We start from the raw sequence: 24,713 nt of genomic DNA on the forward strand, positions 1-24,713 counted from the left end.
CCCGACTCCACAGCTGTCCGGACGTGCGCTCGAGGTGGTACGGGCCATCGCGCGAGGCCGCACCAATCAGGAGATCGCCGCCGAACTGTTCATCTCACTCAGTACCGTGAAGAGTCACCTGGCGGCGATCCAGACCAAGCTCGGGGTCCGCAACCGGACCGAGATCGCCGTCTGGGCCTGGGAGAACCACCTCGTCAGCTCGCCCGGCGACGGATCCGCCACAGGCCGAACCCGGTGAGGAGCCCGCTGATCGCCAGGTAGGTCCCGGTCTCCAGCCATTGCAGCGGCCAGTAGCGGCTGTGCGGGTGGTAGCGCACGTCGACGTGGAGATCGAGCCCGGCCAGGCAAACCGCCGCGTCGCCGAACGTCCCGTCCGCGCCGGTCTTCGGCGGACTGTCGAGGCACTTGTTGAACCTGGCTCCGTCGAGGTCCTTGCCGTCCGCGGTGCGCATCGGGCTCGTCTCGGCGATCCACGCGTCCGGCGCGCCCGGGATCTTCAGGCCGTTGATGACGGAACCACCGCCGATGCTGCCCAGGCTCTGCGCCTGGTTGACGGCCGCGGCCGTGATCGGCAAGGTGGCCTTGGCAGGCGGCAGCAGAACGGGCCGGATCACGGTGGGGAAGAAGAACTGGAAGGCGATGAACGCGACGAGCGTCACCGCCATCGCGGGCAGCGTCCGGCGTAGTAAGAGGCCGACGATCGTGCCGAATGTGAAGGCGAGCGCGGCGTAGCCGATCGGGGCGATGTTGCGGGCGCCGAACACGAACCCGCTGAACTCCTCGTTGACGACCTCGTCGAAGGGATGGGCCGCCCAGGTGAGCAGAGCGGCGCACCCGCCGGTGAGGATGACGGCCGCCGAACCGACCAGCAGGACCTTGGTGAGAAGCCAGCGGGGACGGCTGACGCTCTGGTTCCACACCAGCCGGTGTGTGCCGTTCTCCAGTTCCCGGGCGATCATCGGCGCGCCCCAGAATGCTCCCAGGACAGCGGGAATCAGGGCGAGCCCGGTCGCGAGGAACAACAACGTGTTCGAGTGGGCGCTCCGGAACTGACTCATCGCCTGGGCACAGTCGGCCACGTTGCGGCAGCTGGCCTGGTAGACGTCGTACCCATCGCGGATCTCGCCGCCGTAGTACAGCAAGCACGCCGTGATGACGGCGAACGCGCCGGCACCGGCCAGCGCCTGGACACGGAACTGCCGCAAGCTCAGCCAGATCATCGCGCGACCTCCCAGCTTGCGGACTCGACCCCGGCGGCCGCCCGGGTCATGTAGGCGAGCACAAGTTCTTCGAGCGAGACAGGATGCAATGGGTCGGTCGCGGCGTCGGTACGGACGATCGCGCTGCTGTAGTTGCCGTTGTGTTCGACCGAGATCACCTCGACCCCGGCCGCCAGCCGGTCGAAGTCGGCTCGCGGCGCCATCAGCCTGGCGTGGCAGGCCAGCAGATCACCGGTGTCGCCGGCGAGCTCCACCTTCGAGTTACACAGCACGATGATGTGGTCGCAGACCTGCTCGATGTCGCCGAGCAGATGCGAGGAGAGCACCGCGCTGGCACCGAGTTCGAGCACGAACTCCATCAGGTTCTGTAGGAAACCCTTGCGGGCAAGGGGGTCCAGTGCTGCCGCGGGTTCGTCAAAAATCAGCAGCTCGGGTCGCTTGGCGGCCGCGATCGTCAGCGCCAGTTGTGCTCGCTGGCCGCCCGAGAGTTGGCCGGCCTTCTGCGCCGGGTTCAGCCCCACTTGGCGTATCCGCCGCTGCGCCAGAGCAGGATCCCAGGCAGGGTTCAGCTTCTGGCCGAGGACCAGGTGCTCGGCCACGGTGAACGAGCCGTACACCGGCGTGTTCTGCGCGACGAACCCCACCCGGGCCAGATGTGAAGCGTTCGCCGCCGGCCGCGACCCCAGCACGGCCAGCGAGCCGGACGTCGGCTCGATCAACCCACAGGCAAGGTGGAGCAGGGTCGACTTACCGGCACCGTTCGGCCCGACCAGGCCGATGACGCGGCCGGACGGGATGTTGAGGTTCACGTCGTCGAGGGCAACCTTGCCGCGACGGCCGTACTTCTTGGTCAAGCCCCGGGCATGGAAAACCGGAGGAGAGTCTGCAACGGGCATGCCTTCATCCTGGAACTCCACCGCGGGCGCGACACCAACCCAAAGCACAGGTGGAGCGATCGGCGCCCGTACTTTTGGCCGGTACCGAGCCCGCTCAGGCTCGGCGCACACGAGGGTGCTGCGCTCGAAAGGGTGTCAGGCATCATTCCGTGGCACAGGTGCAGGTCCGACCCGTAGATGGCGGCCCGAGTGACCCTGGTGATGGCGTCGTTGGAATGCTCGATCATCGGAGCGGGATCAGCCCCAGTGAGGACCGGTAACGCGGTGGCTCCTAGACCGTAGCCACCCTGAGCCGGTGCGAATGACGAAGGCCCCCGGACCGAGGTTTTGCCTGGTCAGAGGGCCTTCTGTGGTAGCGGGGATAGGATTTGAACCTATGACCTCTGGGTTATGAGCCCAGCGAGCTACCGAGCTGCTCCACCCCGCGTCGTTGTTTCTTTAGCTTAGGGGATCTCGGCCGTGGAACCAAGTCGGCTCCCGGTGGGGCGCTGGGAGGGGAAATCGGGTGCCTGGTGGGGGTGGTCGGGCGTACCGTCCCGGGTATGTCTCGTGTTGTCATCCGGGCGTTCGAACCGGGAGATCTGGTGGTGGCGGGCAGGTTGCTGGCTGAGCGGCAGTCGCGGCATCGGATGAAGCACCCGTTGTTGCCGGCCGACTACGAGGACCCACGGCTCGCGCTGGTCGAGGTCACGGCGGCGTGGGAGACCGAGGGCACCTCGGGTGCCGTTCTGGTCGAGGATGGTGAGGTGACCGGGTATTTGCTCGGGGCCCCTAAGCCTTCGGCGGTCTGGGGTGCGAACGTGTGGGTCGAGCAGGCGGGTCAGGCGGTGCGTGATCCCGAGATGATGCGCGACCTGTACGCCGTGGCGGCGGCCAAGTGGGTGGCGGGTGGCAGGACGGCGCAGTACGTGTTGGTGCCGGATGAGGTGGAGTTGGTCGATGCCTGGTTCCGGTTGGGGTTCGGGGCGCAGCATGCGCACGCGGTACGGCCGGTGCCGGTGGAGCCGATTGCGATGCCGGACGGGCTGATCGTGCGGCGGGCGGAGCGCGGTGACATCGCAGTACTGGCTGAGCTGGATCTTGTGCTGCCGCGGCATCAGGCGTTGGCGCCGGTGTTCAGTGCTGGGGAGGTGCCTACGCTCGAGGAGGCTCTGGCCGATTGGGAAGAGTCGATCGACGACCGGGACTACGCGACGTTCGTTGCTGAGCGCAACGGACAGGTCATCGGGTGCTCCATCGGCTGCTCGATCGAGAAGTCCAGCGCGCACAGCAGGCTGGCTCAGCCGGACAATGCCGGCTTCCTCGCGTACGCGGCGGTGCTGCCCGAGGCGCGCGGGAACGGCGCTGGCCGGGCTCTGGGCGACTCGGTGCTGAACTGGGCGGCCGACATCGGCTACGAGTCGGTGGTGACGGATTGGCGGGTCACGAATCTCCTCTCCTCCAGGGCGTGGCCGCGGCTCGGATTCGTTCAGACGTTTCACCGGATGCATCGGATGATCGGGTACTGACCTTCACGCTCTGTCCGTAGGTCATCACGACTGGCTGGCGAAAACTACGTTCGGGCTGGTCGGTCCGTTCTGTAGGAACGGACCGACCTGGCCGAGTCGAGGCTGCGCGGATGGGTCAGGCCGGGGGTTCTGGGTGGAAGCCGGCGGCGGTGGCGAGGAGGTCTTCTTCGGTGAAGCGGGCTCGGTCCAGTGAGACCTCTGCTGCGATGCCTGGGGAGATGAAGTAAAAGGCCTGGTCCTCGGCGACGTAGCCGCCGTAGCCGCCGATGTCCCTCGCGGTGAGCTGCCAGGTGGACGGGTCCTTCTCGTGGTACTCGGTCAGGAAGGTGCGGAGGGAGTCGAGGTCGATCAGCTTCTCGCCTCGGATCGTCTTCACGGTCAGGTCGACGACGGTGGCGCCTTCCGGATCGGGGCCGGTCTCCCAGACCCTGCTGTGGAAGACGACGTCCTCCCACTCGTACTCGAAGTCGCTCGGCGTGCCGAGGCCGGCCGGCAGGTGATCGATGACGAATCCGTCCACGGTGCACGTCCTCTGCTGGGTCGATGGGTGGGTCCGGTGCCAGCCGGACGATGACTGGGGATCGAGGCCGGCGGCCGAGGCGGGCACCGCCGGGAGTGCGAGGGGTGCCAGCAGCGCGGCGGCCGCACCGCCGATCACGATACGGCGGGTCGCGGGGCGGATCGGGGACCAGGACAGGAAGTTCGACATGGCTGCCTCCTCGAGCAGATCACCTGTGAGCTCCAGGTGTTTTGGTTTCCTGCCAGAGAAGTTGCCGGGATTCGCCGTCTTTCAGGCGCCCGGTTTTCTCGCTGTGGACAAAGAAGCGGGCGGCGACGCCGAGAGGAGTCTCGGAGTCGCCGCCCGCCGCTGGTCAGTCAGCTCCACTAGCCGCCTGAGGTCGGTGTGCTGGCTGGTGGTGTCACCGGAGGCGTTGACGGCGTACCCGTCGGGGTCGGGGTCGGCGTCGCGGGAGGCGCCGCGCCGGCTGTGACGGCTCGGTCGATGGCCGCCTTCATCTTGTTCACCTGAGCCTGGTACTCGGCCAGGTTTCCAGCCTTCAGCGCGGCCTGGGCGGCCGTGTAGGCCGTCTGCGCCTCGGCCAGTGCCTGCTTGATCGTCTGGTTCGCCGGCGGTGTGGTCGGCTTGGGACCGACCGGCTCCTCGCCTGTGCTCACCTCGGCGTTGAAGACCTTGCCCAGGGCCTCCTGCAGGGTCGACCCGAAGGCGACCCGGTCACCGAAGCCGACCAGCACGTAGCGCAGCACCGGATAACTACCGGCCCCGCTGGTGCGCACCGAATAGACCGGCTGCACATAGAGCAGACCACCGCCCAAGGGCAGCGTCAAAAGGTTCCCGTACTGCGCTCTGGCGCCACTGCTGGGCTGGTTGATCGGCAGCAACGCCGCCCGGATCCCGTCATCGGTCTGGAACTTGTTCGCCACCTGTCCCGGACCTGGGATCTGCACGTTGCCCGGCAATCGGAGGATCCTGAACTGGCCGTAGTCAGGCGACGAGGCCTCCGCGTCGACGGCCATGAACGCGGTCAGGTTCTCCCGCTCCGCGTTCGGCACGTACACCGAGGTCAGTGAGAACTTCGGTTCCGTCTGGTCGGGCATCCGCAGCGACAGGTAGAACGGCGGCTGGTTGACGACCGCCGAGTCGCCACCACCGGCACCCTGGGTCGGGTCCGCGGGAACCCGCCACAGGTCGCTGTTCTGGTACCAGGTGGTCGAGTCGGTCACGTGGTACTTGGCCAGCAGGTCGCGCTGGACCTTGAAAATGTCCTCGGGGTAGCGCAGGTGGGACATCAGAGCGGGCGAGATCTCCGACCGCGCCTTGACCGTGCCCGGGAACGCCTTCATCCAGGTCTTCAGCAGCGGGTCGCTCTCGTCCCACGCGTACAGCTCGACCGAGCCGTCGTAGGCGTTGACCACGGCCTTGACCGAGTTGCGGATGTAGTTGATCTGCTCGCTCGGCTGCTGCGCGATCGTGCCGCGGCCCGTGGTGGTGTCCCGGGTGCTGTCGTCGAGTGCGACCTTCTCCGAGTACGGGTAGTTCGCCGAGGTGGTGTAACCGTCGACGATCCAGACGACCTGACCGTCCACGACGGCCGGGTAGGGGTCGCCGTCCGGGGTCAGCCACGGGGCGGCCTTCTCGACGCGTTCGCGCGGGTTGCGGTCGTAGAGGATCTTCGACTCGTTGTTCACCCGGCTCGACAGCAGCAGGTTCGCGTCCCGGAACTTGGTGGCGTAGAGCAGCCTGTTGCCGAACGATCCGACCGGGACGCCGCCCTTGCCGGTGTACGTGTTCAGCGTCGGGTCGCCGCCGTTCTGGCCCTCCGGCGTGTCCAGCTCGACGGCCGGGCTGCCCTTCGGGCCACCGACGATCGAGTAGTCCGGGGACTGCTCGCCGAAGTAGATCCGCGGCTCGTAGTCGCCGAGCTCACCGGTCGGCGGCAGGTCCTTCTCGGAGAAGACCGGCGTACCGTCGGTGGCGCGCTGGTTGCCGTTGGCGGCGACCACGCCGTAGCCGTGGGTGTAGACGGTGTGGTCGTTGTTCCAGTTGCGCTGACCGGCCGGCAACCGGTCGATCTCCACCTCGCGGACCGCGATCACGGTGTCGCGGACCTGGTTGCCGATCTTGTAGCGGTCGACGTCCAGGTCGGTCGGGAAGGAGTAGAAGCCTCGCACCTGCTGCAACTGCTCGAAGGTGGGGCCGACCACGCTCGGGTCGATCAGCCGGATGCCCGGCAGCAGCTCGGCGTCCTTGGCCAGCTCGGCCGGCTTCGCCGTCGTCTCGGCCTCGTAGTTGATGACCTTCGTGTTCTCCAGACCGTAGGCCTGGCGGGTCGCCTCGATGTTCTTGGTGATGTAGGAGGCTTCCTTCACCGGCTCGCTCGGGCGGACCCGGATCTGCTGCAGAGCCGCGGGCCACAACGCACCCAGCAGAATCGCCGAGAGGACCAGGACGACCGTCCCGACACCCGGCAGCAACCAGGTCTTGCGCACCACATTCGCGAAGAACAGGACAGCGCACAACAGCGCTATGACGGCAAGGATCTCCTTGCTGGGCAAGACAGCGTTGTCACCGGTGTAGGAGATACCGGTGAAGAGCCGGCTGTCGGAGGTGGTCAGGCCGTACCGATCGAGCCAGTAGCTGAACGCCTTGAGCAGGACCAGCAGGCCGAGCAGTACGGAGAACTGCACCTGGGCCGCGCCGGAGGCCTTCTGCCCCTTCGCGGACGGCCGGAACCCGCCGTACAGGTAGTGGGTGATGATCGCGGCGACGAGCGACAGCAGGACGATCGAGTAGCCGAAGCCGAGGAGCACGCGCAGCCACGGGTAGTCGAAGACGAAGAACGCGATGTCCTTGTTGAAGTGCTTGTCCGTGACGCCGAACGGGGTCCGGTTCCGCCAGGCGAGGAAGACCTTCCACTCCCCCGACGCGGCCGAGCCACCGAACACGAGCATCAGCGTCGCCAGGACGGCGATGGCGATCTTGCCGCGCTGCTGGAGCAGTTCGCCGTACCGCTCGAAGCCGGGGCTCGGGGACGGCGCGAGAGCGACCCGCGGGCGGGTCCGGTACGCGACGATGACGTTGGCCACCACCGCGGCCGCCATCAGCAGGCCGACCACCGCGAACAGCAGCACGCGGGTGCCGAGCACGGTGCTGAACACCGAACCGAGGTCGACAGACCGGTACCACAGACGCTGGGTCCAGACGTCGGTGAAGACGCTGAACAGGATCAGCAGCACGATCAGGGTGGCGATCGTGGGAAGCAGAGCCCGGGGCCGCTGCCCGGGCGTTCGCCGGGTCCGCCTCGGCTCCTCCGGCATGTCGTAGACGCCGTCGCTCATGGTCGCTTCTCCTCGTTGTTCACACCGTCGCGCTCGGCCGAAGGCTCGAATGTCAATGACAGTACTTGGCACAGCGTGGGGACCAAGTCCACGCCGGTGAGTACTGCGTTGTCCTCATCGTGGGTCCGGAGCCGTACTGCGCCGAAACGGTCGCCCTCGCGTAGCACCGCGGCCACCATCCGGACCTCGTGCCGGCGCGGATCACTACCGGCCAGCCTGGCCAGCTCCGCGTCGGACTCGGCATCAGTCTCGGCAGCACCCGGCAGCACGATCCGCTCGACCGCGAGCGCGCATCCGCTGACGCCCTCGGGCCATTCGATCCGAGCCAGCGCGTCGGCCAGGTGCTCGTCGTCCATGCCGCCGGGCAGCTCGCCCTGTGCCACCGGGGTCAGCGGCTGGGACGCGTCGTCGGCTCCGAGCTCGGCGGCCAGTTGCGGTTCCGCGGCCAGCAGATCCCCGGTCGGGACCAGGGCGAACAGCTGGGCGGGCTGGTCCCAGCCCGCGCTGCTGACGTGGCGCTCGATCTCGATCACCGCCCGGCTGAGTGCGTCCTCGGGCAGGGTTTCTACGGAGTGCATGCCGGGAGATCTCCAGTTCGACTGGCCGATACGTTCGCTCCGTCCACGCCGGCCGGGACCGGAGTGGACGCGTTGTCTACTTGGTGCATGCCGGGACATCTCCTGTTCCGGTGGCCAGCGCCTGCAGGGCGCCGATGGCCTCGTGCAACGTGGTGATCTTCACCAGTTGGATGTTCTTCACCCCGGCGTGCAGGGCCGCCTCGCAGTTGGGTCCCGGAACCAGGAACACGGTCGCCCCGGACTCTTTGGCCCCGGCGATCTTCTGCTGGATGCCGCCGATCGGGCCGACCTGGCCGAGCGCGTCGATGGTGCCGGTGCCGGCGACGTGCTTGCCGTTCAGCAACGCACCGGGCGTCAGCTTGTCGTAGATGGCCAGCGCGAACGCCGTACCGGCGCTGGGGCCGCCGATGTCCTGGCCGAGGTTGACGCTCACCTTGACATCGGAGTCGATGCCGATGGAGATGCCGACCATCGGACGGGTGGCCTCGCCCGGGGTCGCGGCCGTCTTGAGTACGACGGTCTGCTCCTGGCCGGCGCGGCTGATCAGGAAGCTGACGTCCTCGCCGACCTTGTGCTTGCGGACCAGTTCGCCGACCTGCGGGACCTGGGTGGCAGCCACGCCGTCGACCTTCAGCACGATGTCGCCGGGCTTCAGCTTGTCGGCGGCCGGGCTGTCCTTGGAGACCGCCGAGACCTTCGGCTTGTACGGCACCTTCGCCTCTTGCAGCGCGGCGGCGACGGCGCTGTCCTGCGAACCGGTCATCTCCGCGGTGTTCTCCTGCTCGACCTCCTCCGCGCTCTGCTCCGGCGGGTAGATGATGTCGCGCGGGAACAGGTCGTGGTGCGGGTCGAGCCAGTTGCGCATCGCCTGCGGCAGGGTCAGTTCGCGATCCGGCGACGTCACCGAGACGGTGGTCAGGTCGAGCCGGCCCGTCACCGGGAACGTCTGGTGGCCGGTGATCTCGATGACCGGCTTCGCCTTCGTCTCGCCCAGGGTGTTCTTTACCGGCCCAGGACTGAAGGAGACGAACGGCACCGGGAAGACGGTGACCAGTCCGAGCGTGATGACGAGCACGACGATCGAGGTGACCAGCGTGGCGGTACGACGTGTCACGAACCCTGCCCTGCGATCTTGAGTTTGCGGAAGAGGCCGCGCAGTCCTCCGCGCGGCTCGGGGGTGGCCCGGGGACCCGGCGCCGCGATCGCCTCGTTGAAGCGACGGAAGTCCTCGACCGACGCGAAGGCGCCACCGGACCGGCGCGGCCCACGGCTCCGCCCGCGCCACGCCGCCCAGCACATCGCGCAGGCGGTGGCGACCAGCGGGAACGCCAGCCACGCCAAGACCTTCATCCGGCCACCTTCATGCGCCCAGCGTACGGGTCAGCAAGCGCCGACCCACTCGCTCGCACCGTCGCTGAAGTGCTGGTGTTTCCAAATCGGAACCTCCGCCTTGAGGTCGTCGATCAACTGACGGCAGGCGGCGAAGGCGGCATCGCGGTGCGCGGCGGCCACCGCGACGATCACGGCGGCGTCGCCGATCACCAGCGGGCCGGTCCGGTGCACGGCCGCGAGGGCGATCACCGGGTGGTCCTCGCAGACCTTGACGGCCACCTTGCGCAGGTGGTCGAGGGCCTCCGGGTGGGCCTCGTAGGCCAGTTCCTCGACGGACCGGTCGTGGTCGTGGTTGCGCACGGTGCCGATGAAAAGAGCGGTACCGCCGGCGGCCGGATCGATGATCGCGGCCAGTACTTCGTCGCTGGACAGCGCCGACTCACGGATATCCAGCAGTTTGATCGCCTCGGTCATCGCCTCTGTCCCTGTCTCTTCGCACCCGCCGCGTGCCCCCAATACTCCCCGTACCGCACAAGTCACCGGTACGCCGGGGTCGGTCGGGCGACGCCGGGTCGCCACTGCGGTCCACGTCACAGCGACCGGACACGTTCGCCTGTGGAGGAACGGAGCCGGGTAACCAGTACGTTGGAGTAGTACGCCCCACTGCACAGGAAGGCCCACTCCGATGAGCGACGAACCGGACAACCCGTTCAAGGGAACTCCGTTCGAGGCCATGTTCCAGCAGTTCTCCGGAGCGGCCGGCCCGGGCGGCACCCCCGACCTGAACGCGATCTTCGCTCAGGTCCAGCAGCTGCTCAGCGGTTCGACCGACGGCAAGCCGGTGAACTGGGACCTGGCCAAGGACATCGCCCGCAAGACCGTCTCCGCCGCCGGGGACCGTTCTGTCACGCCGACCGACGGCGAGCGGGTCGCCGACGCGGTCCGGCTGGCCGAGCACTGGCTCGACCCGGTGACCACCCTGCCCGAGGCGTCCGCCACGTCCGCGGCCTGGAGCCGCGCGGAATGGGTTGAGAACACCCTCCCGGTCTGGCAGACGGTCGTGGACCCGGTCGCCGAGCACGTCGCCGGCGCGATGGGCAGCGCCCTCCCGGCCGAGGCGCAGGCGCTGGCCGGGCCGATGGCGGGCATGCTCCGCCAGCTCGGCGGGTCGATCTTCGGCGCCCAGGTCGGTCAGGCACTGGGCGAGCTCGCGGGTGAGGTGGTCAGCTCGTCCGACATCGGGCTGCCGCTCGGCCCGGCCGGTCAGGCGGTGCTGATCCCGGACAACGTGGCGAAGTTCGCCGAGGGTCTGGGCCTCACCGACGAGGACATCAGGCTGTACCTCGCGCTGCGCGAGTGCGCTCACCAGCGGCTGTTCGCGGGTGTGCCGTGGCTGCGGCAGCACCTGTTCGCCGCGGTGAACGACTACGCGTCCGGCATCGAGGTCGACACCGGCAAGATCGAGCGCGCGATGGCCGACGTCGACATGCAGAACCCCGAGGCGATGCAGGCGGCCCTGGCCGGTGGCCTGTTCGAGCCCGAGGACTCCGAGGCGCAGAAGGCGGCGCTGGTCCGGCTGGAGACCGCGCTCGCGCTGGTCGAGGGCTGGGTCGACGACATCGTCCGCGAGGCGACGAAGGACCGGATGCCGGCCGCCGTCCAGCTGGCCGAGACCGTACGGCGTCGCGCCGCGGGTGGTCCGGCCGAGCAGACGTTCGCCACCCTCGTCGGACTCCAGCTCCGGCCCCGTCGGCTGCGGGACGCGGCGAACCTGTGGGCCGCAGTACGGGATGCGCGGGGGTTCGAAGGGCGCGACGAGTTGTGGTCGCACCCGGACCTGTTGCCGAGCGCCAGCGACCTGGACGACCCGATCGGCTTCGCCCAGCACGCCGGTGAGCTCGCCGACATCGACATCTCCGACTTCATGACCGAGCAGGACGGCGGTCTCGACGACGAGGGCAAGCAAAAGGGCACCGACGACAAGTGACACCCGACCGGGGATCAGCGTTGGCATTGCACGCCGACGCCACCGCCACGCTGACCGGCTGGAACCCGCCCGACGCTGAGCAGGCGGAGCTTCGTGAGCACTACCTGAAGTACCTCGCGCAGAACGAGGACGGCATGTGGCGCAGCAGCCGGCCCGAACATCTGACCGCGAGTGCCCTGGTCGTGGACTCGTCCGGGACCAGGGCACTGCTGACCCTGCACAAGACCGTCAACGCGTGGCTGCAACTCGGCGGTCATTGCGAGGCGGGCGACACCACCCTGGCTGGTGCCGCCATGCGCGAGGCGACCGAGGAGTCCGGGCTGGCCGGCCTCGAGATCGAGCCGGTCCCGCTCCAGTTGTCGCGGCATCGGATCCTGGCCGGCGGCTGCCGGGATACCTACCATCTCGACGTCCAGTTCCTGGTGCGGGCGACCACCAGTACGCAGTACGTGGTGAGCGAGGAATCGCACGATCTGGCCTGGTTCGCGATGGAAGCGCTCCCCGACGGGATCGACCACGCCGTCGCGGAACTGGCGAAGAAGGCCTACCGACAGGTCACTTGATGGCGAAGTGCCGGTCCGACGCCGTACGCTCGTTGTCACTCGTCGGATCGCGACCCATCCGGTCGCCCTAGTGTGCCGAAGGATCTCCGTGAGCTTCGACATCGATCAGTACGCCCAGACTTCCACCCGAATCCGCTGGGACGACCTCGACATGTCCTCCTTCGAGACGAACCCGCTCTCCGAGGACGCGTTGCGTTGCCTCAGCTACATGAGCGATGTCGAGACCCACACGGTCTGCTACCTGCGCGACCTGCTCGTCACGCCCTCCCACGCCGATCCCGAGGTCACCGTCTTCCTGACGATGTGGAACCTCGAGGAGTACTGGCACGGCGAGGTGCTCGACGAGGTGCTCGAGCGGCACGGCGTCCCGACCGGTCCCGAACACACCCGCGCGGTCCGCACCCGGCTCGGCTGGAAGGACCGGATCGCGCCGATCCGGCAGTCGCTGCTGGCCAACATCATCGGCGAGGACTTCATCGCCACCCACATGGCCTGGGGCGCGATCAACGAGTGGTGCGCGCACTCGGCCTACACCCGGCTGATCCAGGCCGAGAGCCACCCGGTGCTGACGGAGATCCTGAAGCGGATCGCCAAGCAGGAGACCCGGCACGTGGCGTTCTACAACAGCCAGGCGCGGGATCGGCTGGAGCGGAGCAAGAAGGCCCAGAAGATCGCCCGGTTCGCGCTGAACAAGGCGTGGGGCATCGTCGGATCGACGATCATGCCGCCACCGGAGGTGAAGCACATGCTCAGCTACCTGTACGGCGGTGAGCAGGGACTGGCCGAGGTGCGCAGGATCGACCAGAAGATCGATGCGCTGCCGGGTCAGCAGGGGCTTCACCTGGTGGAGAAGGAACTGATCAAGTACGGCGTACTCGCCGCCTGAGGTCGTCCCAAACGGAGCACGTTGCGCCAGGGTGTGCGGGCCGGTCTCTGGAGGCCGGTTCGCACCGGTGTGCGGACCGTCGCCGCTCCCCCCTTCCCCGGTCTGCCGATTTCACCGCCCCTGAACGGCACCGGCAGGCCGGTCGCGACGACGGCCCGATAGCTCCCCGTGGGTTCCCCGAACCCCGCTGTCTGGTGAAACGAGCCGGACGGAGGAAGGTGACGGCTCAAGCACCGCGAAGTAGGGATCGGGTCGCGTCCCAGCCCTCGAGACCGGGATCCAGTCGCGCTATGTCAGCGAGCGATCGCAGTCTGTGCCAGCCCGGGCCGATGGCGACGGCGTGGCGGCGGGGCTTGAGATTCTCGAGGGTGGCGAGTGGGGTGTCGAAGGTTGGGGCGGCTGCGGTCACCCAGTCGACTGTTGGCCGGTTGACGCCGATGGCAGCGAGGGTGCCGTCTTCGGCGGGGCAGACGGCGATGTCGGCTGAGCTGAGAGCGCGGAAGAGCTTGCCGATCAGGAGGCCGGGGAGGTCGGGCACGTCGTAGCTGACGGCGACCACCGCGGCGGCTGGGCCGGCCTTCTCGACGGCATCGAGCACAGGACGCGCTGGGTCGACGGAGTAGACGGGGGTGCCGGGCCAGGTGAGAGCCGCGATCGCGGCAAGCGGATCCGCGCCGGAGGCGGCGGCCGAGGCGGAGGGCGGGGGGCTGGCGACGGCTACGGCGACGTCTACGCGGTCAAGCGCTGCTAGTACTTCGTAGGTGTCTTCGGCCAGGGCTTGGCGCCAGGCTTCCGGGGAGCGGCCGGGAGGCGCCCAGGTGATGGCTGCGGGGACTACCAGGACTACGACTCGGCGGTCGAGGGAGGCGTTCACCGGGCAGTGGCCGTGTCGTACTCAGTGCGGGCGGCGGATACCTCGTCCAGGTGGGTCTCGGCCCAGTCTTTTATGCAGGAGATCAGCGGCAACAGGCTCATGCCGAGTGGGATGAGTTCGTAGCGGACCGCCTCCTGGCGTAGTTCGGCGGCAGTACGGGTCGGCATCCAGGCCCTCCAGGAACCTCGGCAACACTCACCGCCAGAGAGTAACTCTCCGAGAGCTGGTGATTGTTTCCTAGGCTGGGACTGGAAGCTCGTGCTCGATCAGGCCCAGGCGGAGGGCGGCCATGATGGCCTGTGCTCGGTTGCAGGCACCGAGCTTCTCGTAGAGCCGCCCTACATAGGTCTTCGCCGTCGACGGGCTGACGAACATCGACTTGGCGATCGAGGGGACGGACTGCCCGTCGGCCAGCAGGCGCAGCACCTGCTTCTCGCGCGGGCTCAGAGTCAGGCCGACTCCCGCGGCCGCGCGGCGGCCGAGTGCCAGCGCCAGGCCGGTCGCGGTGAACGATGCCGCGGCCACCGCCGCGTGCCGGATCGCTGCCAGCACCTCGGCGTTGGGTGCCGTCTTGCAGACGAACGCCGACACCCCTGTCTCGAGAGCACGGAACAGCACGTCGTCGTCGGTGCTGGAGGTGAGCACGACGATGCCCAGCTCGGCATAGCGGTCGCGCAGTTCGCGGGCGACGCGCAGACCGTCGCCGTCCGGCAGCCCGACGTCGAGCACGACCACGTCGGGCGCCGTCGCCGCGACGACGACCGCCGCGTCGGCGGCGAGCCCGCACTCTCCGACGATCCGGATGTCCTCGGCCTCACCGACGAGCCCCACCAGCCCGTACCGGGTGAGTGTGTGCCCGTCGATCACGACGACTTCGATGAACTCGGCCATGCTGCCCCCCCCCCGCGGATCTTGCTTTCTGTGACCGGATCGGCGATAAATGACGATCAACGTTACCTTCTGTTAGCTAATCGTTGAGCGTCCAACTTCTGTTACGACGTCAGCCGTGGTGCTTTCCACCGTTTCAAGCATCCGTTTCGTGATTCATTGCCGAGGAGGGTGACAGCCCGGATGGTGCCTCTGATCGCGCTGCTGTTCGGGCTCGCGGTGGGCTCGTTCCTCAACGTGGTGATCCACCGGGTGCCGCGCCAAGAGTCCGTCGTCCGGCCGGCCTCCCGGTGCCCGGGCTGCGGCAGGCCGATCCGGTCCCGCCACAACATGCCCGTCGTGGGCTGGCTGCTGCTGCGGGGACGCTGCGCGGACTGCGGGGCGCCGATCAGCGTCCGCTATCCCCTGGTCGAGCTCGGGACCGGTCTGCTGTTCGCTGCCCTGGCCTGGCGCCTGGAGCGGCTGGACCAGCTGCCCGCGCTACCGGCGTACCTGTGGTTCGCGGCGGCCGGTCTCGCGCTCGCATTGATCGACCTGGAGTTGCGGATCCTGCCGAACGCGATCGTGCTGCCGTCGTACCCGGTGGTCGCAGTGCTGCTGACGGCCTCGGCCGCGTGGCAGCAGGAGTGGTGGCCGCTGGCGCGGGCGGGACTCGGCGCCGTGGCGCTGTTCGGCTTCTTCCTGCTGCTGGTGCTCGTCGCACCGGCGGGGATGGGGTGGGGCGACGTGAAGCTGGCCGGGCTGATCGGCGCGGTGTTGGGCTACCTGTCCTGGTCGGCTCTGGTGATCGGCGGTTTCGGCGCTTTCGTACTCGGTGCGGTGGTGGGCGTGGCCGTGCTGGCCACCGGTCGCGGTGGCCGTAGAACCGCCATCCCCTTCGGCCCGTTCATGATCGCCGCCGCTTTGCTGGCGATCTTCTTCGCCGAACCAGTCGCGGCCGCCTGGACCCGGTTGCCGGCCTGAGGTCAGGCCGAGGACGCCAACTCCTTGCGGATCAGCCCGAGCCGGAGGCCGGCCATCAGCGCCTGCGCCCGGTTGGAGGCACCCAGCTTCTCGTACACCCTGGCGACATAGGTCTTGGCGGTCGAATGGCTGACGAACATCCCGGCCGCGATGGCGGGGATCGACAGCCCCTGGCCGAGCAGGGACAGCACCTCGGCCTCGCGCGGGCTGAGCACCGGCCGAGGCGCGACCAACTGCCGGCGCGCGAAGGCCGGACCGAGGCCGCTGGCGAGGAACGAGTTCGCCGAAACGGCCGCGTGCCGGATGGCCGCCAGGATCTCGTTGGTCGGTGCCGTCTTGGCGACGAACGCCGAGACCCCCTGCTCCAGCGCGCGGAAGAGCACCTCGTCCTCGCCGTTGGAGGCCAGCAGCACGATGCCGAGACCGGCGTACCGGTCGCGGAGTTCGCGGGCCACCAGCAGGCCGTCTCTGTCCGGCAGAGCCGTGTCGAGCACGACCACGTCCGGCTCCGTCGCGGCGACCAGAGCGGCCGCCTCCGCGCCCAGGCCGGTGTCGCCAACCAACTCGATGTCGGCATGCCCGCCCACCAGACCCAGCATGCCGTACCGCGTGAGTGTGTGACCGTCGACCACGACGATCTTGATCCGAATGTCCATGACGCCTCCCCGTGAGCGTCACCCTAAGTAGCGCTTGTCCGGGACAGCTAGGGACTTTAGACCCCTTTATCCGGGACGCGACCAACTCAGGATGGTGACCTGGCGGGCGCCGGCCTGCGGAGTGGTCGGATCGCTGTCGACAAGGGCGACTTTCGACCGCAGTACAGGGGATCCCGACGGGCTGCAGGTGGGCGACTTCGGGCAGAGGTAGACGGCGAGATACATGCTGAAAACGAAACCCGGTGAGTCGTCCGGGACTTCGATCACGACTCCGGAGTACGAGAAACTACCCGTCTCTTTCACCCAGAGTGATCGGGCGACGACCCCGAACCGGAACACCTGCTCGGCGGCGTTGTTGAGAGTGATGTCCAGCACCGCCTTGGGCGCGTACGTCGTGCCCTGCACGTAGAACTGGTTGCCGGAGTTGTTCACCGCCTCGATGAGGGCACAGGTCGATGAACTGCCGACGCCCGTGTACGGGCCGCTGGCGACACAGCCGCTCCCGGCTCGGAAGGCGGGCGGGACGAAGGTGAGCTCGAGCCGGAGCGAGTCGAGGCGCTCGATGCCGGGGTGCTGGAGAGCAGCCCGGTAGGCCAGTTTCACGCCGGCGAAGGTCCCCGTGGTGACCAGGTTGGCAAGGGTTCCGGTGCCGCTCTGGAACAGGTCGACCGAGTCGGTGTGCATGAGGTTGTCGCCGTAGCTCGGCACTGTCACGGTGAACGGGGTACCGCCGGTCGGCGTCACCACGACCGACAGATCGTCCCCGGTCGCTCCGGCGGTGTTGCCGTGGACGGCGACCAACTTCGCGGATGTGAGCACCGAACCGACGGGGATCGCGGCGGTCGGCGGATACCCGCTGACTGTGACGGTTCCGGTCTGTTTGTTGCTGCCGGTCTTCGTCCAGGTCGCGTTCTGACCGTCCGGGCTGACGATGCGGCCGGGGTTGGTGAAGTCGCCCGCGGAGTCGACGGCGGTCATCGTCAGCGCGTCGGCACCGGTCCATGAGGTCGTCGTGTCGGCCCCGGACTTGAGGCCGTAGATCGCGACCGGCGGCTTGTCCACCCGGTAGGTGCCACAAATCTCCACCTCGCCGGCCTTGACCGCCAGCCGGCTGTCGCCGCCGAAGATGAACTGCACGCCGACCGCGTTCGCGTTCTTGATCGGGTTGTCGCAGGAGCCCGGGATGGCCGCCGGTACCGGCGGCGTGGCGATCACGGCGCCGGCCGAGTTCACCGGTGTCCCCGCCACCAGGTGGCCGTCGTTGACGGTCCAGGTGTTGCCGTCGCTCCCCGGCGAGAGCAACGGGTTGGAGTTCGGGCCGTTGTTACGGAAGTCGAAGTAGTAGACGCCGGGTTTGAACCACCAGGTGCTGTGCCGGCAAGCGCTGTTCCCCTTCATCATCGCGGACAGCCCGACCGCGTCGTCGTACGTGCCGGGCAGGAAGGTCACCACGGAGTTCTGCGTCGTACAGGCCGGAAGGTCACGGTGCACGGGCGGTTCCGTTGCCGCGGGCACGTATCCGGGGTCGTCGCCGAGCACGTTCGGAGTACTGCCGTAGTTGCAGGACGGCGCCGGCGTGCTCTGGATGGCGCCGGCACAGGAGGTTCGGGCCCAGACCGAGGCGTTCGTGTTCAGCGCCCCGTTGACGACGTTGATGTTCGAGTTCGAGAAGACGTTGCCGCGCACCCGGAAGGTCGAACCGGTCGGCTGCTGGATGTTCAGGCCGTCCTCACCGCTGACCTTGCCGAGCGTCAAAATGGCGTTGCCCGGCCGGTTGCACTGGGACAAGGACGGACACTGGATGAGCACCTTCTTCGGGTCCGCCTCGCAGGTCACAGCGGCGGAGTCGGCGCCGTAGAAACCGTTCAGCTGCAGCGTGTTCCCGCCACTGAAGCAGGTCTGCCCGGCAGAGTTGTTGTAGGTGCTGTTCCGCAGGTTGTTGACCGCCGCCTGCATCGCGCCGTCCGCGTTGTACGTCGCCGCCGCCTGGTCGCGGAGTCCCACCGTGACCCGCTCGCTCGTGTCCGACCTGGTCAGCAGAGCCGCCAGGCCGAGGGCGATCACCGTGACCAGGATCAGCACCAGCACCAAGGCGGCGCCTTCCTCACCACGAGCACGGGCGAACCTGGCCTTCATGACTGCCTCCGTTGGCCGTTGAGCGTGATCGGGTAGTCGCCCACCGAGGCCTTCGTTGCCACCAACTCCAAGGTGATCTCGTTCGGCACCGTCGCGGACTCACAGGTGGAGGAGCACGTGGCGACGGCGGTCTTGACGTGGTGAACCACCGGTACGTCGGACACGGCGACACCGCCGGCGCACTTGAGTCTGCGCAGTTCGGTGCTGCCATCGGCCGCCTTCAGGTAGTAGGCGACGGCATCTGTCTGCGGAGTGGTCATCGAGTCATCCGGGTCCCAGGCATCCGAGAGCAGGACCAGCACGGCGACCGGAGTAGGAGTTCCTCCACAGGTGTACGACACGTTCCGCTGGACCGAGGGCTTGAACGGCAGCGAGTTGCCGGTGGTGTTCTCGTAGTCGCGGATGCCGACCGCCGCCACGTCCCGGGCGAAGTACGACGAACTGAGCTGCGCGTCGTGCGACAGGTCCATCCGGTCGGACGTCGTGCCGGTGTTCTTCAGCGCGCTCATCACCACGCCGGCCAACGGAAAGACGATGATCCCGGCGATCACGATCGCCACCAGGAGTTCGACGAGGGTGAATCCGTCCTCCGACCCTTTCAGTCGCATAGGTCATCCCCCAGTCCACAAGGCTTGCGCAGTACGACGACCACCCGTTCGGTTGCCCGGCCGTCAGCGCTGGCGACCTGGATCTCCAGTTGCTGAAGGCCACTGTCCGTCGTGCAGGTCGACTGCCATCCGCTACTACTCCAGTAGCGGATGGAGCCGGCCACAACGGAGTGCTGGAAGCCGGCCGGTACCGGGAAAGAGCCGAGCGCGTAGCCGGCCGGCGAGGCGCAGTCGTCGATGTAGTGGCCGTCGGCAACGTAGTTCTGCAGTGCCTCGGCGTAGTCGCGGACCGCGGTACCGGCTGTCGCCTGCTTGCGGTGGATGTCCGAGATCAGCACACTGGTCGCCAGCCCGGCCATCAGCGCCACCGCGACGATGCCCATGATCGCGACGGCGATCAGCAGCTCGACCAGGGTCTCCCCTCGCTCGTCGGCGAGCCGGTGGCGGGCGGGCATCAGCCCTGGACCTGACGGAAGATGCCGTACATCGCCGAGACGAGGGCGACCGCGACGAAGCCGACGACGAGGCCCATCACGATGATCACGGCCGGCTCGAACAGGCCGATCAGCTTCTTCAGCTTGTAGTCCAGCTCACCCTCGTAGTACTCCGCGGTGACCTCGAGCTGGGTGTCGAGCGTTCCGGTGTCCTCGCCCACCCGCATCATCTGCGCCGCGGTGGTCGGGAAGAGACCGGTGGCGGCCAGCGGCCGGGCCAGCCCCTCGCCCTCGAGCAGTGACTCCCCCGCGCCGCTGAGCGCGTGCCGGAAGACAAGGTTCGGCAAGGAGCCGGTCGCCACCCGCAAGGCCTCCGGAAGCTGTACGCCGGCACCGACCATCGACGAGAGAATCCGGCAGAACCGCTCCACCAGCGCGAACCGGATCGTCCCGCCGAGCACCGGAAGCGCCAGGAAGAAGCGATCCCGGGCATACTTTCCGCCGCGGGTCCGGGTGATCGCGAACAGGATCAGCGCCGCCGCGGCTCCCGCGATGCCGATCGCCCACCACCAGGCGGTGAGGAAATCGGTGACGGCGAGCAGCATCCGGGTCGGCAGCGGCAGTTCGGCGTTCAGGCTCGCGAAGAAGTCCTTGAACCGCGGCAGCACGAAGGCCGCCAGCACGACGACGGTCACCAGCGACATCAACGCGACGATGCTCGGGTAGATCATCGCCTGCTTGATCTTGCGCCGGGCCTCCAGATCGCGCTCCAGGTACTTCGCCAGCTGGGACAGCACCGAGTCGAGCTGACCGCTGAGCTCCGCGGACCGCAGGATGCCGCGGTAGAACTCGGGGAAGATCTTCGGATGCCGATCGAAGCAGTCCGACAGCTTCTCGCCGCCGCGCAGCCCCTCCTCCACCTCGGCCATCATCCGGCGCACCGAGGTGTTGCCGGCCTCCTGGCCGAGGCTGTGCACCGCGTCGATCAGCGGCAGCCCGGCCTTGATGAAGGCGCCGAGCTGGCGGGACAGGTGCATGACCTCTTCGCGTTTGACCCGCCGCGCGGTGATCTCGAGCTGGAGCACGCTGGGCTTCTCGGTCACCCTGATGTCCCGAAGCTCCCGCTCGTACAGGGCCAGCTCCGCCTCCTCGCGGGTGTCCGCCTTGGTCACTCCCTTGGCGCGCTGACCGTCGGCGGCGACCGCGACGTACGCGAATCTGGTCATCTCAGCTCCCGACCACGTAGATGGAACGGACGACCTCGGCGACGGTGGTGACTCCGGCCGTGACGAGCCGGACCGCTTCCTCCTGCAGGGTCCGCATCCCCTCGTAGCGGGCGGTCTTGCGGATCTCGTCGTGGGACGCCCGGTCGACGATCAGCTCGCGGATGGCGTCGGTGACCGGCATCAGCTCGTAGACCCCGGTCCGCTCCAGGAAACCGGTTCGGGCGCAGAAGTTGCAGCCCGCTCCCCGGACCAGGCCGCCGACCGGGACCCGGCCGCCGAAGGTGTCCAGGAACGCCAGCTCCTCGGCCGGCGGCTGGTAGGTCTCGCGGCAGTTGTCGCAGATCCGGCGGACCAGCCGCTGGGAGACGACCGCGCTGACCGAGGAGGCGATCAGGAAGTTCTCGATCCCCATGTCCAGCAGCCGGTGCAACGCGGTCGCCGCGTCGGTGGCGTGCAAGGAGGAAAGCACGAAGTGGCCGGTCAACGCGGACTGTACTGCGATCCGCGCCGTCTCCACGTCCCGGACCTCCCCGACCAGGATGACGTCCGGGTCCTGCCGCAGGATCGATCGCAGGCCGCCAGCGAAGGTGATCCCGGCCGACTCGTTGATCTGGATCTGGTTGATCGAGGAGAAGGTGTACTCGACCGGGTCCTCGATCGTCATGATGTTGCGCTCAGGGGTGTTGATCTCGCCGAGCGAGCCGTACAGCGTGGTGGTCTTCCCGCTGCCGGTCGGACCCGCGCAGATCACCATGCCGTACGGCGACCGGAGCAGGGCCGAGTACCGGTCCGCCATCTCCGGCGGCATCCCGAGTTGCTCCAGCTTGAACAACGGCCGGCTCTTGTCGAGCAGGCGCAGGACGACCTTCTCGCCGCCGACCACCGCGGTGGTGGAGACGCGGATGTCGACCTCGCGGCCCTCGACGTCCATGCTGATCTGGCCGTCCTGCGGGCGACGCCGCTCGACGATGTTCAGCTCGGCCAGGATCTTGATCCGGCTGACCACCGCGGGCCCGATCGACCCGGGCAGCTCCAGCTGGTCATGCAGCGCGCCGTCGACCCGGAAGCGGATCCGGACCCGGTCCTCGTGCGGCTCGATGTGTACGTCGGACGCCCGGTCCCGCAGCGCCTGGGTGATGATCAGCTGGACCACCTGGACCACCGGCGCGTCGTCGCTCGCGGCGACCACCTCGACCCGGGTGGAGTCCTTGCGGAGCACGTCGCGCGCCTCGAACACCTTGAGCCGGGAGTCGATCCCGGCCAGCGCGCGGAAGCTGTTGCCGATGGCACTGAGGATGTCGGTCGGCGCGGCGATCCGCAGTACGACCGGGCGGTCGAGGACGGCGCGCAGGTCGGCTTCGACGGCCGGGTCGGCGACCGCGACCGTGACGTGCTGGTCGTCGACGCTCAGCGGGACGGCGGTGAGCAGCCGGGCGGTTTGCTCGTCGATCAGGTTCGCCGCGGCGGGATCGGGACTGACCGTCCGCAGGTCGACCTGGGCGAGACCGTGCTGCTCGGCAATCTGCCGGGCCCGGTTCCGCTCGATCTGCAGGTCCTCCTTGCTCGCCGCCGGACCTACCTCGGGGCGGGCGGTCAGGGTCACGGTGGCCGCGGACTGTTCACGCTTGCGATGCCTCATGCCGGCACTCCCGCCCGCAGCCTCGGCCGCAGCTCGATGTCCTTCGGATAGAGGCTGCGCGCGGCCGCGTCGTCGTACGAGACGGTGCCGGCCTGGACCAGCGTGGACAGCGACTGCTCGAGCGTGAGCATGCCTTCGCGCTGCCCGGTCACGAGCGAGTTGCGCAGCTGGTGGGTCTTGCCTTCCTTGATCAGGTTGCGGATCGCGGAGTTCGCGACCATCACCTCGTACGCCGCGATCAGGCCGCCGCCGACCCTCGGGATCAGCCGCTGGTAGACGACTCCGCTCAGGGCCGCGGCGAGTTGGACCCGGACCTGCGACTGCTGCTCGCCCGGGAAGACGTCGATGATGCGGGCGAGGGACCGCGCGGTGTCGTTGGTGTGCAGCGTGGCGAACACCAGGTGGCCGGTCTCGGCGATGGTGAGCGCGAACCGGATCGACTCCAGGTCGCGCATCTCGCCGACCAGCAGGACGTCGGGGTCCTCGCGGAGAGCTGAGCGGAGGGCGTCGGGGAAGGAGGCGGTGTCGCTGCCGACCTCACGCTGGTTGACCGCCGAGCGCTTGTGATCGTGCACGTACTCGATCGGGTCCTCGATGGTGATGATGTGGCAGGCCCGGTCGGTGTTGATCTGGTTGATCACCGCCGCGAGCGTGGTCGACTTGCCGGAACCCGTCGGGCCGGTGACCAGGACCAGGCCTTGGTGCTGCCGGGCGAACTGGCCGAGGATCGGCGGCAGGCCGAGCTCGGCCATGGTCGGGATCGCCTTGGGGATCATCCGGAGGGCGACGGTGCTGTCGCCGCGCTGGCTGAACGCGTTGCCGCGGATCCGGGCGTTCTCCCGCCAGGAGAAGGAGAAGTCGAGCTCGAAGGTGTTGCACCAGGCTTCGGCCTGCGCCGGGGTGAAGAGTTCGGTGAGGAGGGCGTCAGTGTCGTCGTGGGTGAGTGGGGCCGCGTCGATGACGGGGTGGAGATCGCCGTGGACGCGGAGCTGCGGAGGCATGCCCACGGTCAGCAGCAGGTCGGTGCCGCCGGCCTTCCAGAGCTCCTCCAGCAGCACGTCGACCCGGCTACCGCGAGCAAGACCTTTCATGAGCTTCCTCCGCTAGATGGTGGAACACCGCCGGGGAGAGCGCTTGGGGTCGTCCCTCCCCGGCAGTGCGATCAGTTAGATCACGGGAAGACGCAGTTGGCCGGTGCAGCGGTGACGGCTCCGTCGGCGCCGAGCGTGATCGTGTAGCCGTTGGCCGTCGTCGGCACGCTGCGCAGGAACTGGTCGTCGCCAGACGTCAGCTGGGTGTAGCCGGCGGCACCCGCGTCGGGGTAGGCGCCGGTCTTCGCGCGATAGGCCTCCACTGCCACCTCGACGCTGGACATGTCCGCCTTGCAGGCGGCGGCATTGCCTCTGTCCGTGATGCCAGCGACGGCGAAGACGACGATGCCGGACAGGACGCCGAGGATGACGATGACGATCAGGAGTTCGATCAGGGTGAAGCCGGACTGGTTCTTGCGGGCTTCGCGGATTCGGTCGAGCATGATGGTTTCTCTTTCTGTGCAAGGAATTTTGGTGGTTTGACTGAGCTGTGGGGCTAGCCGGGTGGCGGGTCGCGGCCGCACCTCCCGTCGCTGGGCAGCAGGGCGGCGGCGAGTTGCCGGATCGCCTGGCTGACGGCGTGTTCGGGGTGCGCCGCCGCGAGTGGTTCGCCGCGGTTGACCGACGCCGGGACGTCGTCCCAGCTCGGCAGGTGGCCCGCGATCGGATTGCGGACCAGGTCGTCGAAGACCTGGTCGGGCAGCCGGGTGCCGGCGTCCGAGCGGTTGACCACGATCGATCGCGCGGCCCGGTCGTACGGCAGCAGGTCGAGGATGTCGAGGAGCGTCCGCAGGTTGTTCAGCGCCGGCCGCTCGGCTGTCGTCACCAGGATCTGGTGATCGGCGGCGTCGAGCGCCGCCAGCACGTGCGATCCGAGCCGGGCGGGCGTGTCCACCACCACGAAGTCGTAGTCGAGCGGGAGGACGAACAGCAGGCGGCTGACCAGTGACGCCGGGATCAGGCCGGCCTCGCCGGGTCGGGTCGGCGCCGACAGGCAGTCCAGTCCCGGCAGGTAGGGCGTCATCAGCGAGGAGACCGTCGCCGGGTCCAGGCTGTCAGCCAACTCGAGCGCGTCGACCAGGCTGCGTCTGGGTCGCAGACCGAGCGCGCCGGCCGCGTCACCGAACTCGAGATCGAGGTCCAGCAGGCAGACGCGGTGGGTACCGCCGTCGTGCAGGACGGCGGCGAGGTTCGTCGCCAGCGTGGTCTTGCCGCAGCCGCCCTTGGCCGCGAAGACCGTGATGATCCGCCCGTTCGCCATTCCGCACCCCCCGGCGCTTCTCGGGGGAATCGGCACTCTGTGTCACGAAATCCGGCGCCGTTCCCGCCTAAAGAGTGACCGGGGTGGGACGTTCGTCACAGCGGGTGAA

General features: G+C 68.3%; 26 protein-coding genes and 1 tRNA gene. 6 read left to right on the plus strand and 21 right to left on the minus strand.

The features are described 5' to 3' along the window. The coding region (locus ABD255_RS31805) for a response regulator transcription factor (protein ID WP_344220490.1) at positions 1–238 on the plus strand (238 nt) is incomplete at its 5' end. On the opposite strand, the gene ABD255_RS31810 is transcribed toward ABD255_RS31805, so the two are convergent. The 3 genes from ABD255_RS31810 to ABD255_RS31820 all read right to left on the minus strand — a co-directional run bounded on the left by ABD255_RS31810 (position 195) and on the right by ABD255_RS31820 (position 2,543). Next, positions 195–1,220: an ABC transporter permease subunit gene (locus ABD255_RS31810; RefSeq protein WP_344220491.1), complete on the minus strand. Its 1,026-nt coding sequence runs from the start codon at positions 1,218–1,220 to the stop codon at positions 195–197. The genes ABD255_RS31805 and ABD255_RS31810 overlap by 44 nt on opposite strands. Next, on the minus strand, positions 1,217–2,116 hold the full coding sequence (locus ABD255_RS31815) for an ABC transporter ATP-binding protein (protein WP_344220492.1): 900 nt from the start codon (positions 2,114–2,116) through the stop codon (positions 1,217–1,219). The genes ABD255_RS31810 and ABD255_RS31815 overlap by 4 nt, the downstream gene beginning before the upstream one ends. A gap of 350 nt (positions 2,117–2,466) precedes the next feature. Further along, positions 2,467–2,543, minus strand: a tRNA-Met gene (locus ABD255_RS31820). Between the two features lie 115 nt (positions 2,544–2,658). On the opposite strand from ABD255_RS31820, the gene ABD255_RS31825 reads away from it, so the two are divergent. Next, positions 2,659–3,624: a GNAT family N-acetyltransferase gene (locus tag ABD255_RS31825; RefSeq protein WP_344220493.1), complete on the plus strand. Its 966-nt coding sequence runs from the start codon at positions 2,659–2,661 to the stop codon at positions 3,622–3,624. A 115-nt stretch (positions 3,625–3,739) separates the two neighbouring features. Here ABD255_RS31825 and ABD255_RS31830 read toward each other — a convergent pair whose 3' ends face one another. The 6 genes from ABD255_RS31830 to ABD255_RS31855 form a co-directional block, all read right to left on the minus strand. After that, positions 3,740–4,333 carry a hypothetical protein gene (locus ABD255_RS31830; protein ID WP_344220494.1) on the minus strand — a complete coding sequence of 198 codons (594 nt, stop codon included), beginning with the start codon at positions 4,331–4,333 and terminating at the stop codon, positions 3,740–3,742. A gap of 176 nt (positions 4,334–4,509) precedes the next feature. Then, positions 4,510–7,482, minus strand: coding sequence for a UPF0182 family membrane protein (locus ABD255_RS31835; protein WP_344220495.1), 2,973 nt, complete (start codon positions 7,480–7,482; stop codon positions 4,510–4,512). After that, a complete protein-coding gene (locus tag ABD255_RS31840; RefSeq protein ID WP_344220496.1) occupies positions 7,479–8,060 on the minus strand; it encodes a PPA1309 family protein in 582 nt (193 codons plus the stop codon). Before ABD255_RS31840 ends, ABD255_RS31835 begins: the two co-directional genes overlap by 4 nt. 76 nt (positions 8,061–8,136) lie before the next feature. Continuing rightward, positions 8,137–9,174 (minus strand): YlbL family protein, encoded by a 1,038-nt coding sequence (locus ABD255_RS31845; protein ID WP_344220497.1) that lies wholly within the window; start codon positions 9,172–9,174, stop codon positions 8,137–8,139. Beyond that, complete coding sequence (locus ABD255_RS31850) at positions 9,171–9,410, minus strand: hypothetical protein (RefSeq protein ID WP_344220498.1); 240 nt, start codon at positions 9,408–9,410, stop codon at positions 9,171–9,173. Before ABD255_RS31850 ends, ABD255_RS31845 begins: the two co-directional genes overlap by 4 nt. A gap of 30 nt (positions 9,411–9,440) precedes the next feature. After that, on the minus strand, positions 9,441–9,866 hold the full coding sequence (locus tag ABD255_RS31855; protein WP_344220499.1) for a molybdenum cofactor biosynthesis protein MoaE: 426 nt from the start codon (positions 9,864–9,866) through the stop codon (positions 9,441–9,443). A 211-nt stretch (positions 9,867–10,077) separates the two neighbouring features. Here ABD255_RS31855 and ABD255_RS31860 point away from each other — a divergent pair, with 211 nt between their 5' ends. From ABD255_RS31860 to ABD255_RS31870, 3 genes are all read left to right on the plus strand, one after another. Further along, positions 10,078–11,379 (plus strand): zinc-dependent metalloprotease, encoded by a 1,302-nt coding sequence (locus tag ABD255_RS31860; RefSeq protein ID WP_344220500.1) that lies wholly within the window; start codon positions 10,078–10,080, stop codon positions 11,377–11,379. A gap of 20 nt (positions 11,380–11,399) precedes the next feature. Continuing rightward, a complete protein-coding gene (locus ABD255_RS31865; protein WP_344220501.1) occupies positions 11,400–11,942 on the plus strand; it encodes an NUDIX hydrolase in 543 nt (180 codons plus the stop codon). An 88-nt stretch (positions 11,943–12,030) separates the two neighbouring features. Next, complete coding sequence (locus ABD255_RS31870; protein WP_344220502.1) at positions 12,031–12,828, plus strand: ferritin-like domain-containing protein; 798 nt, start codon at positions 12,031–12,033, stop codon at positions 12,826–12,828. A gap of 226 nt (positions 12,829–13,054) precedes the next feature. On the opposite strand, the gene ABD255_RS31875 is transcribed toward ABD255_RS31870, so the two are convergent. The 3 genes from ABD255_RS31875 to ABD255_RS31885 all read right to left on the minus strand — a co-directional run bounded on the left by ABD255_RS31875 (position 13,055) and on the right by ABD255_RS31885 (position 14,593). Further along, a complete protein-coding gene (locus ABD255_RS31875; protein ID WP_344220503.1) occupies positions 13,055–13,702 on the minus strand; it encodes a DUF2064 domain-containing protein in 648 nt (215 codons plus the stop codon). Next, positions 13,699–13,869, minus strand: a complete 171-nt coding sequence (locus ABD255_RS31880) for a hypothetical protein (RefSeq protein ID WP_344220504.1) — start codon at positions 13,867–13,869, stop codon at positions 13,699–13,701. The genes ABD255_RS31875 and ABD255_RS31880 overlap by 4 nt, the downstream gene beginning before the upstream one ends. Positions 13,870–13,939: 70 nt before the next feature. Beyond that, the gene (locus ABD255_RS31885; RefSeq protein WP_344220505.1) at positions 13,940–14,593 is read right to left on the minus strand and encodes a LuxR C-terminal-related transcriptional regulator; all 654 of its coding nucleotides are present in this window, start codon (positions 14,591–14,593) and stop codon (positions 13,940–13,942) included. A gap of 180 nt (positions 14,594–14,773) precedes the next feature. Here ABD255_RS31885 and ABD255_RS31890 point away from each other — a divergent pair, with 180 nt between their 5' ends. Continuing rightward, entirely contained in the window at positions 14,774–15,553 is a 780-nt protein-coding gene (locus tag ABD255_RS31890; protein ID WP_344220507.1) for a prepilin peptidase, read from the plus strand. A 2-nt stretch (positions 15,554–15,555) separates the two neighbouring features. Here ABD255_RS31890 and ABD255_RS31895 read toward each other — a convergent pair whose 3' ends face one another. The 9 genes from ABD255_RS31895 to ABD255_RS31935 form a co-directional block, all read right to left on the minus strand. Further along, positions 15,556–16,209, minus strand: coding sequence for a response regulator transcription factor (locus tag ABD255_RS31895; protein WP_344220508.1), 654 nt, complete (start codon positions 16,207–16,209; stop codon positions 15,556–15,558). A 66-nt stretch (positions 16,210–16,275) separates the two neighbouring features. Continuing rightward, positions 16,276–18,345 (minus strand): hypothetical protein, encoded by a 2,070-nt coding sequence (locus ABD255_RS31900; protein ID WP_344220509.1) that lies wholly within the window; start codon positions 18,343–18,345, stop codon positions 16,276–16,278. Beyond that, complete coding sequence (locus tag ABD255_RS31905; protein WP_344220510.1) at positions 18,342–18,953, minus strand: PilW family protein; 612 nt, start codon at positions 18,951–18,953, stop codon at positions 18,342–18,344. Before ABD255_RS31905 ends, ABD255_RS31900 begins: the two co-directional genes overlap by 4 nt. Continuing rightward, positions 18,944–19,408, minus strand: a complete 465-nt coding sequence (locus tag ABD255_RS31910) for a prepilin-type N-terminal cleavage/methylation domain-containing protein (protein WP_344220511.1) — start codon at positions 19,406–19,408, stop codon at positions 18,944–18,946. Before ABD255_RS31910 ends, ABD255_RS31905 begins: the two co-directional genes overlap by 10 nt. Continuing rightward, a complete protein-coding gene (locus ABD255_RS31915; protein WP_344220512.1) occupies positions 19,408–20,613 on the minus strand; it encodes a type II secretion system F family protein in 1,206 nt (401 codons plus the stop codon). Before ABD255_RS31915 ends, ABD255_RS31910 begins: the two co-directional genes overlap by 1 nt. Position 20,614: 1 nt before the next feature. Beyond that, entirely contained in the window at positions 20,615–22,252 is a 1,638-nt protein-coding gene (locus tag ABD255_RS31920) for a GspE/PulE family protein (RefSeq protein WP_344220513.1), read from the minus strand. Beyond that, positions 22,249–23,343, minus strand: coding sequence for a type IV pilus twitching motility protein PilT (locus ABD255_RS31925; protein WP_344220514.1), 1,095 nt, complete (start codon positions 23,341–23,343; stop codon positions 22,249–22,251). Before ABD255_RS31925 ends, ABD255_RS31920 begins: the two co-directional genes overlap by 4 nt. 80 nt (positions 23,344–23,423) lie before the next feature. Continuing rightward, positions 23,424–23,786 carry a type IV pilin protein gene (locus ABD255_RS31930; RefSeq protein WP_344220515.1) on the minus strand — a complete coding sequence of 121 codons (363 nt, stop codon included), beginning with the start codon at positions 23,784–23,786 and terminating at the stop codon, positions 23,424–23,426. Between the two features lie 53 nt (positions 23,787–23,839). Next, the gene (locus ABD255_RS31935; protein ID WP_344220516.1) at positions 23,840–24,604 is read right to left on the minus strand and encodes a CpaE/TadZ family protein; all 765 of its coding nucleotides are present in this window, start codon (positions 24,602–24,604) and stop codon (positions 23,840–23,842) included. Positions 24,605–24,713 lie beyond the last annotated feature (109 nt).

Source organism: Kribbella sancticallisti, from assembly GCF_039530625.1.
Lineage (GTDB): Bacteria > Actinomycetota > Actinomycetes > Propionibacteriales > Kribbellaceae > Kribbella > Kribbella sancticallisti.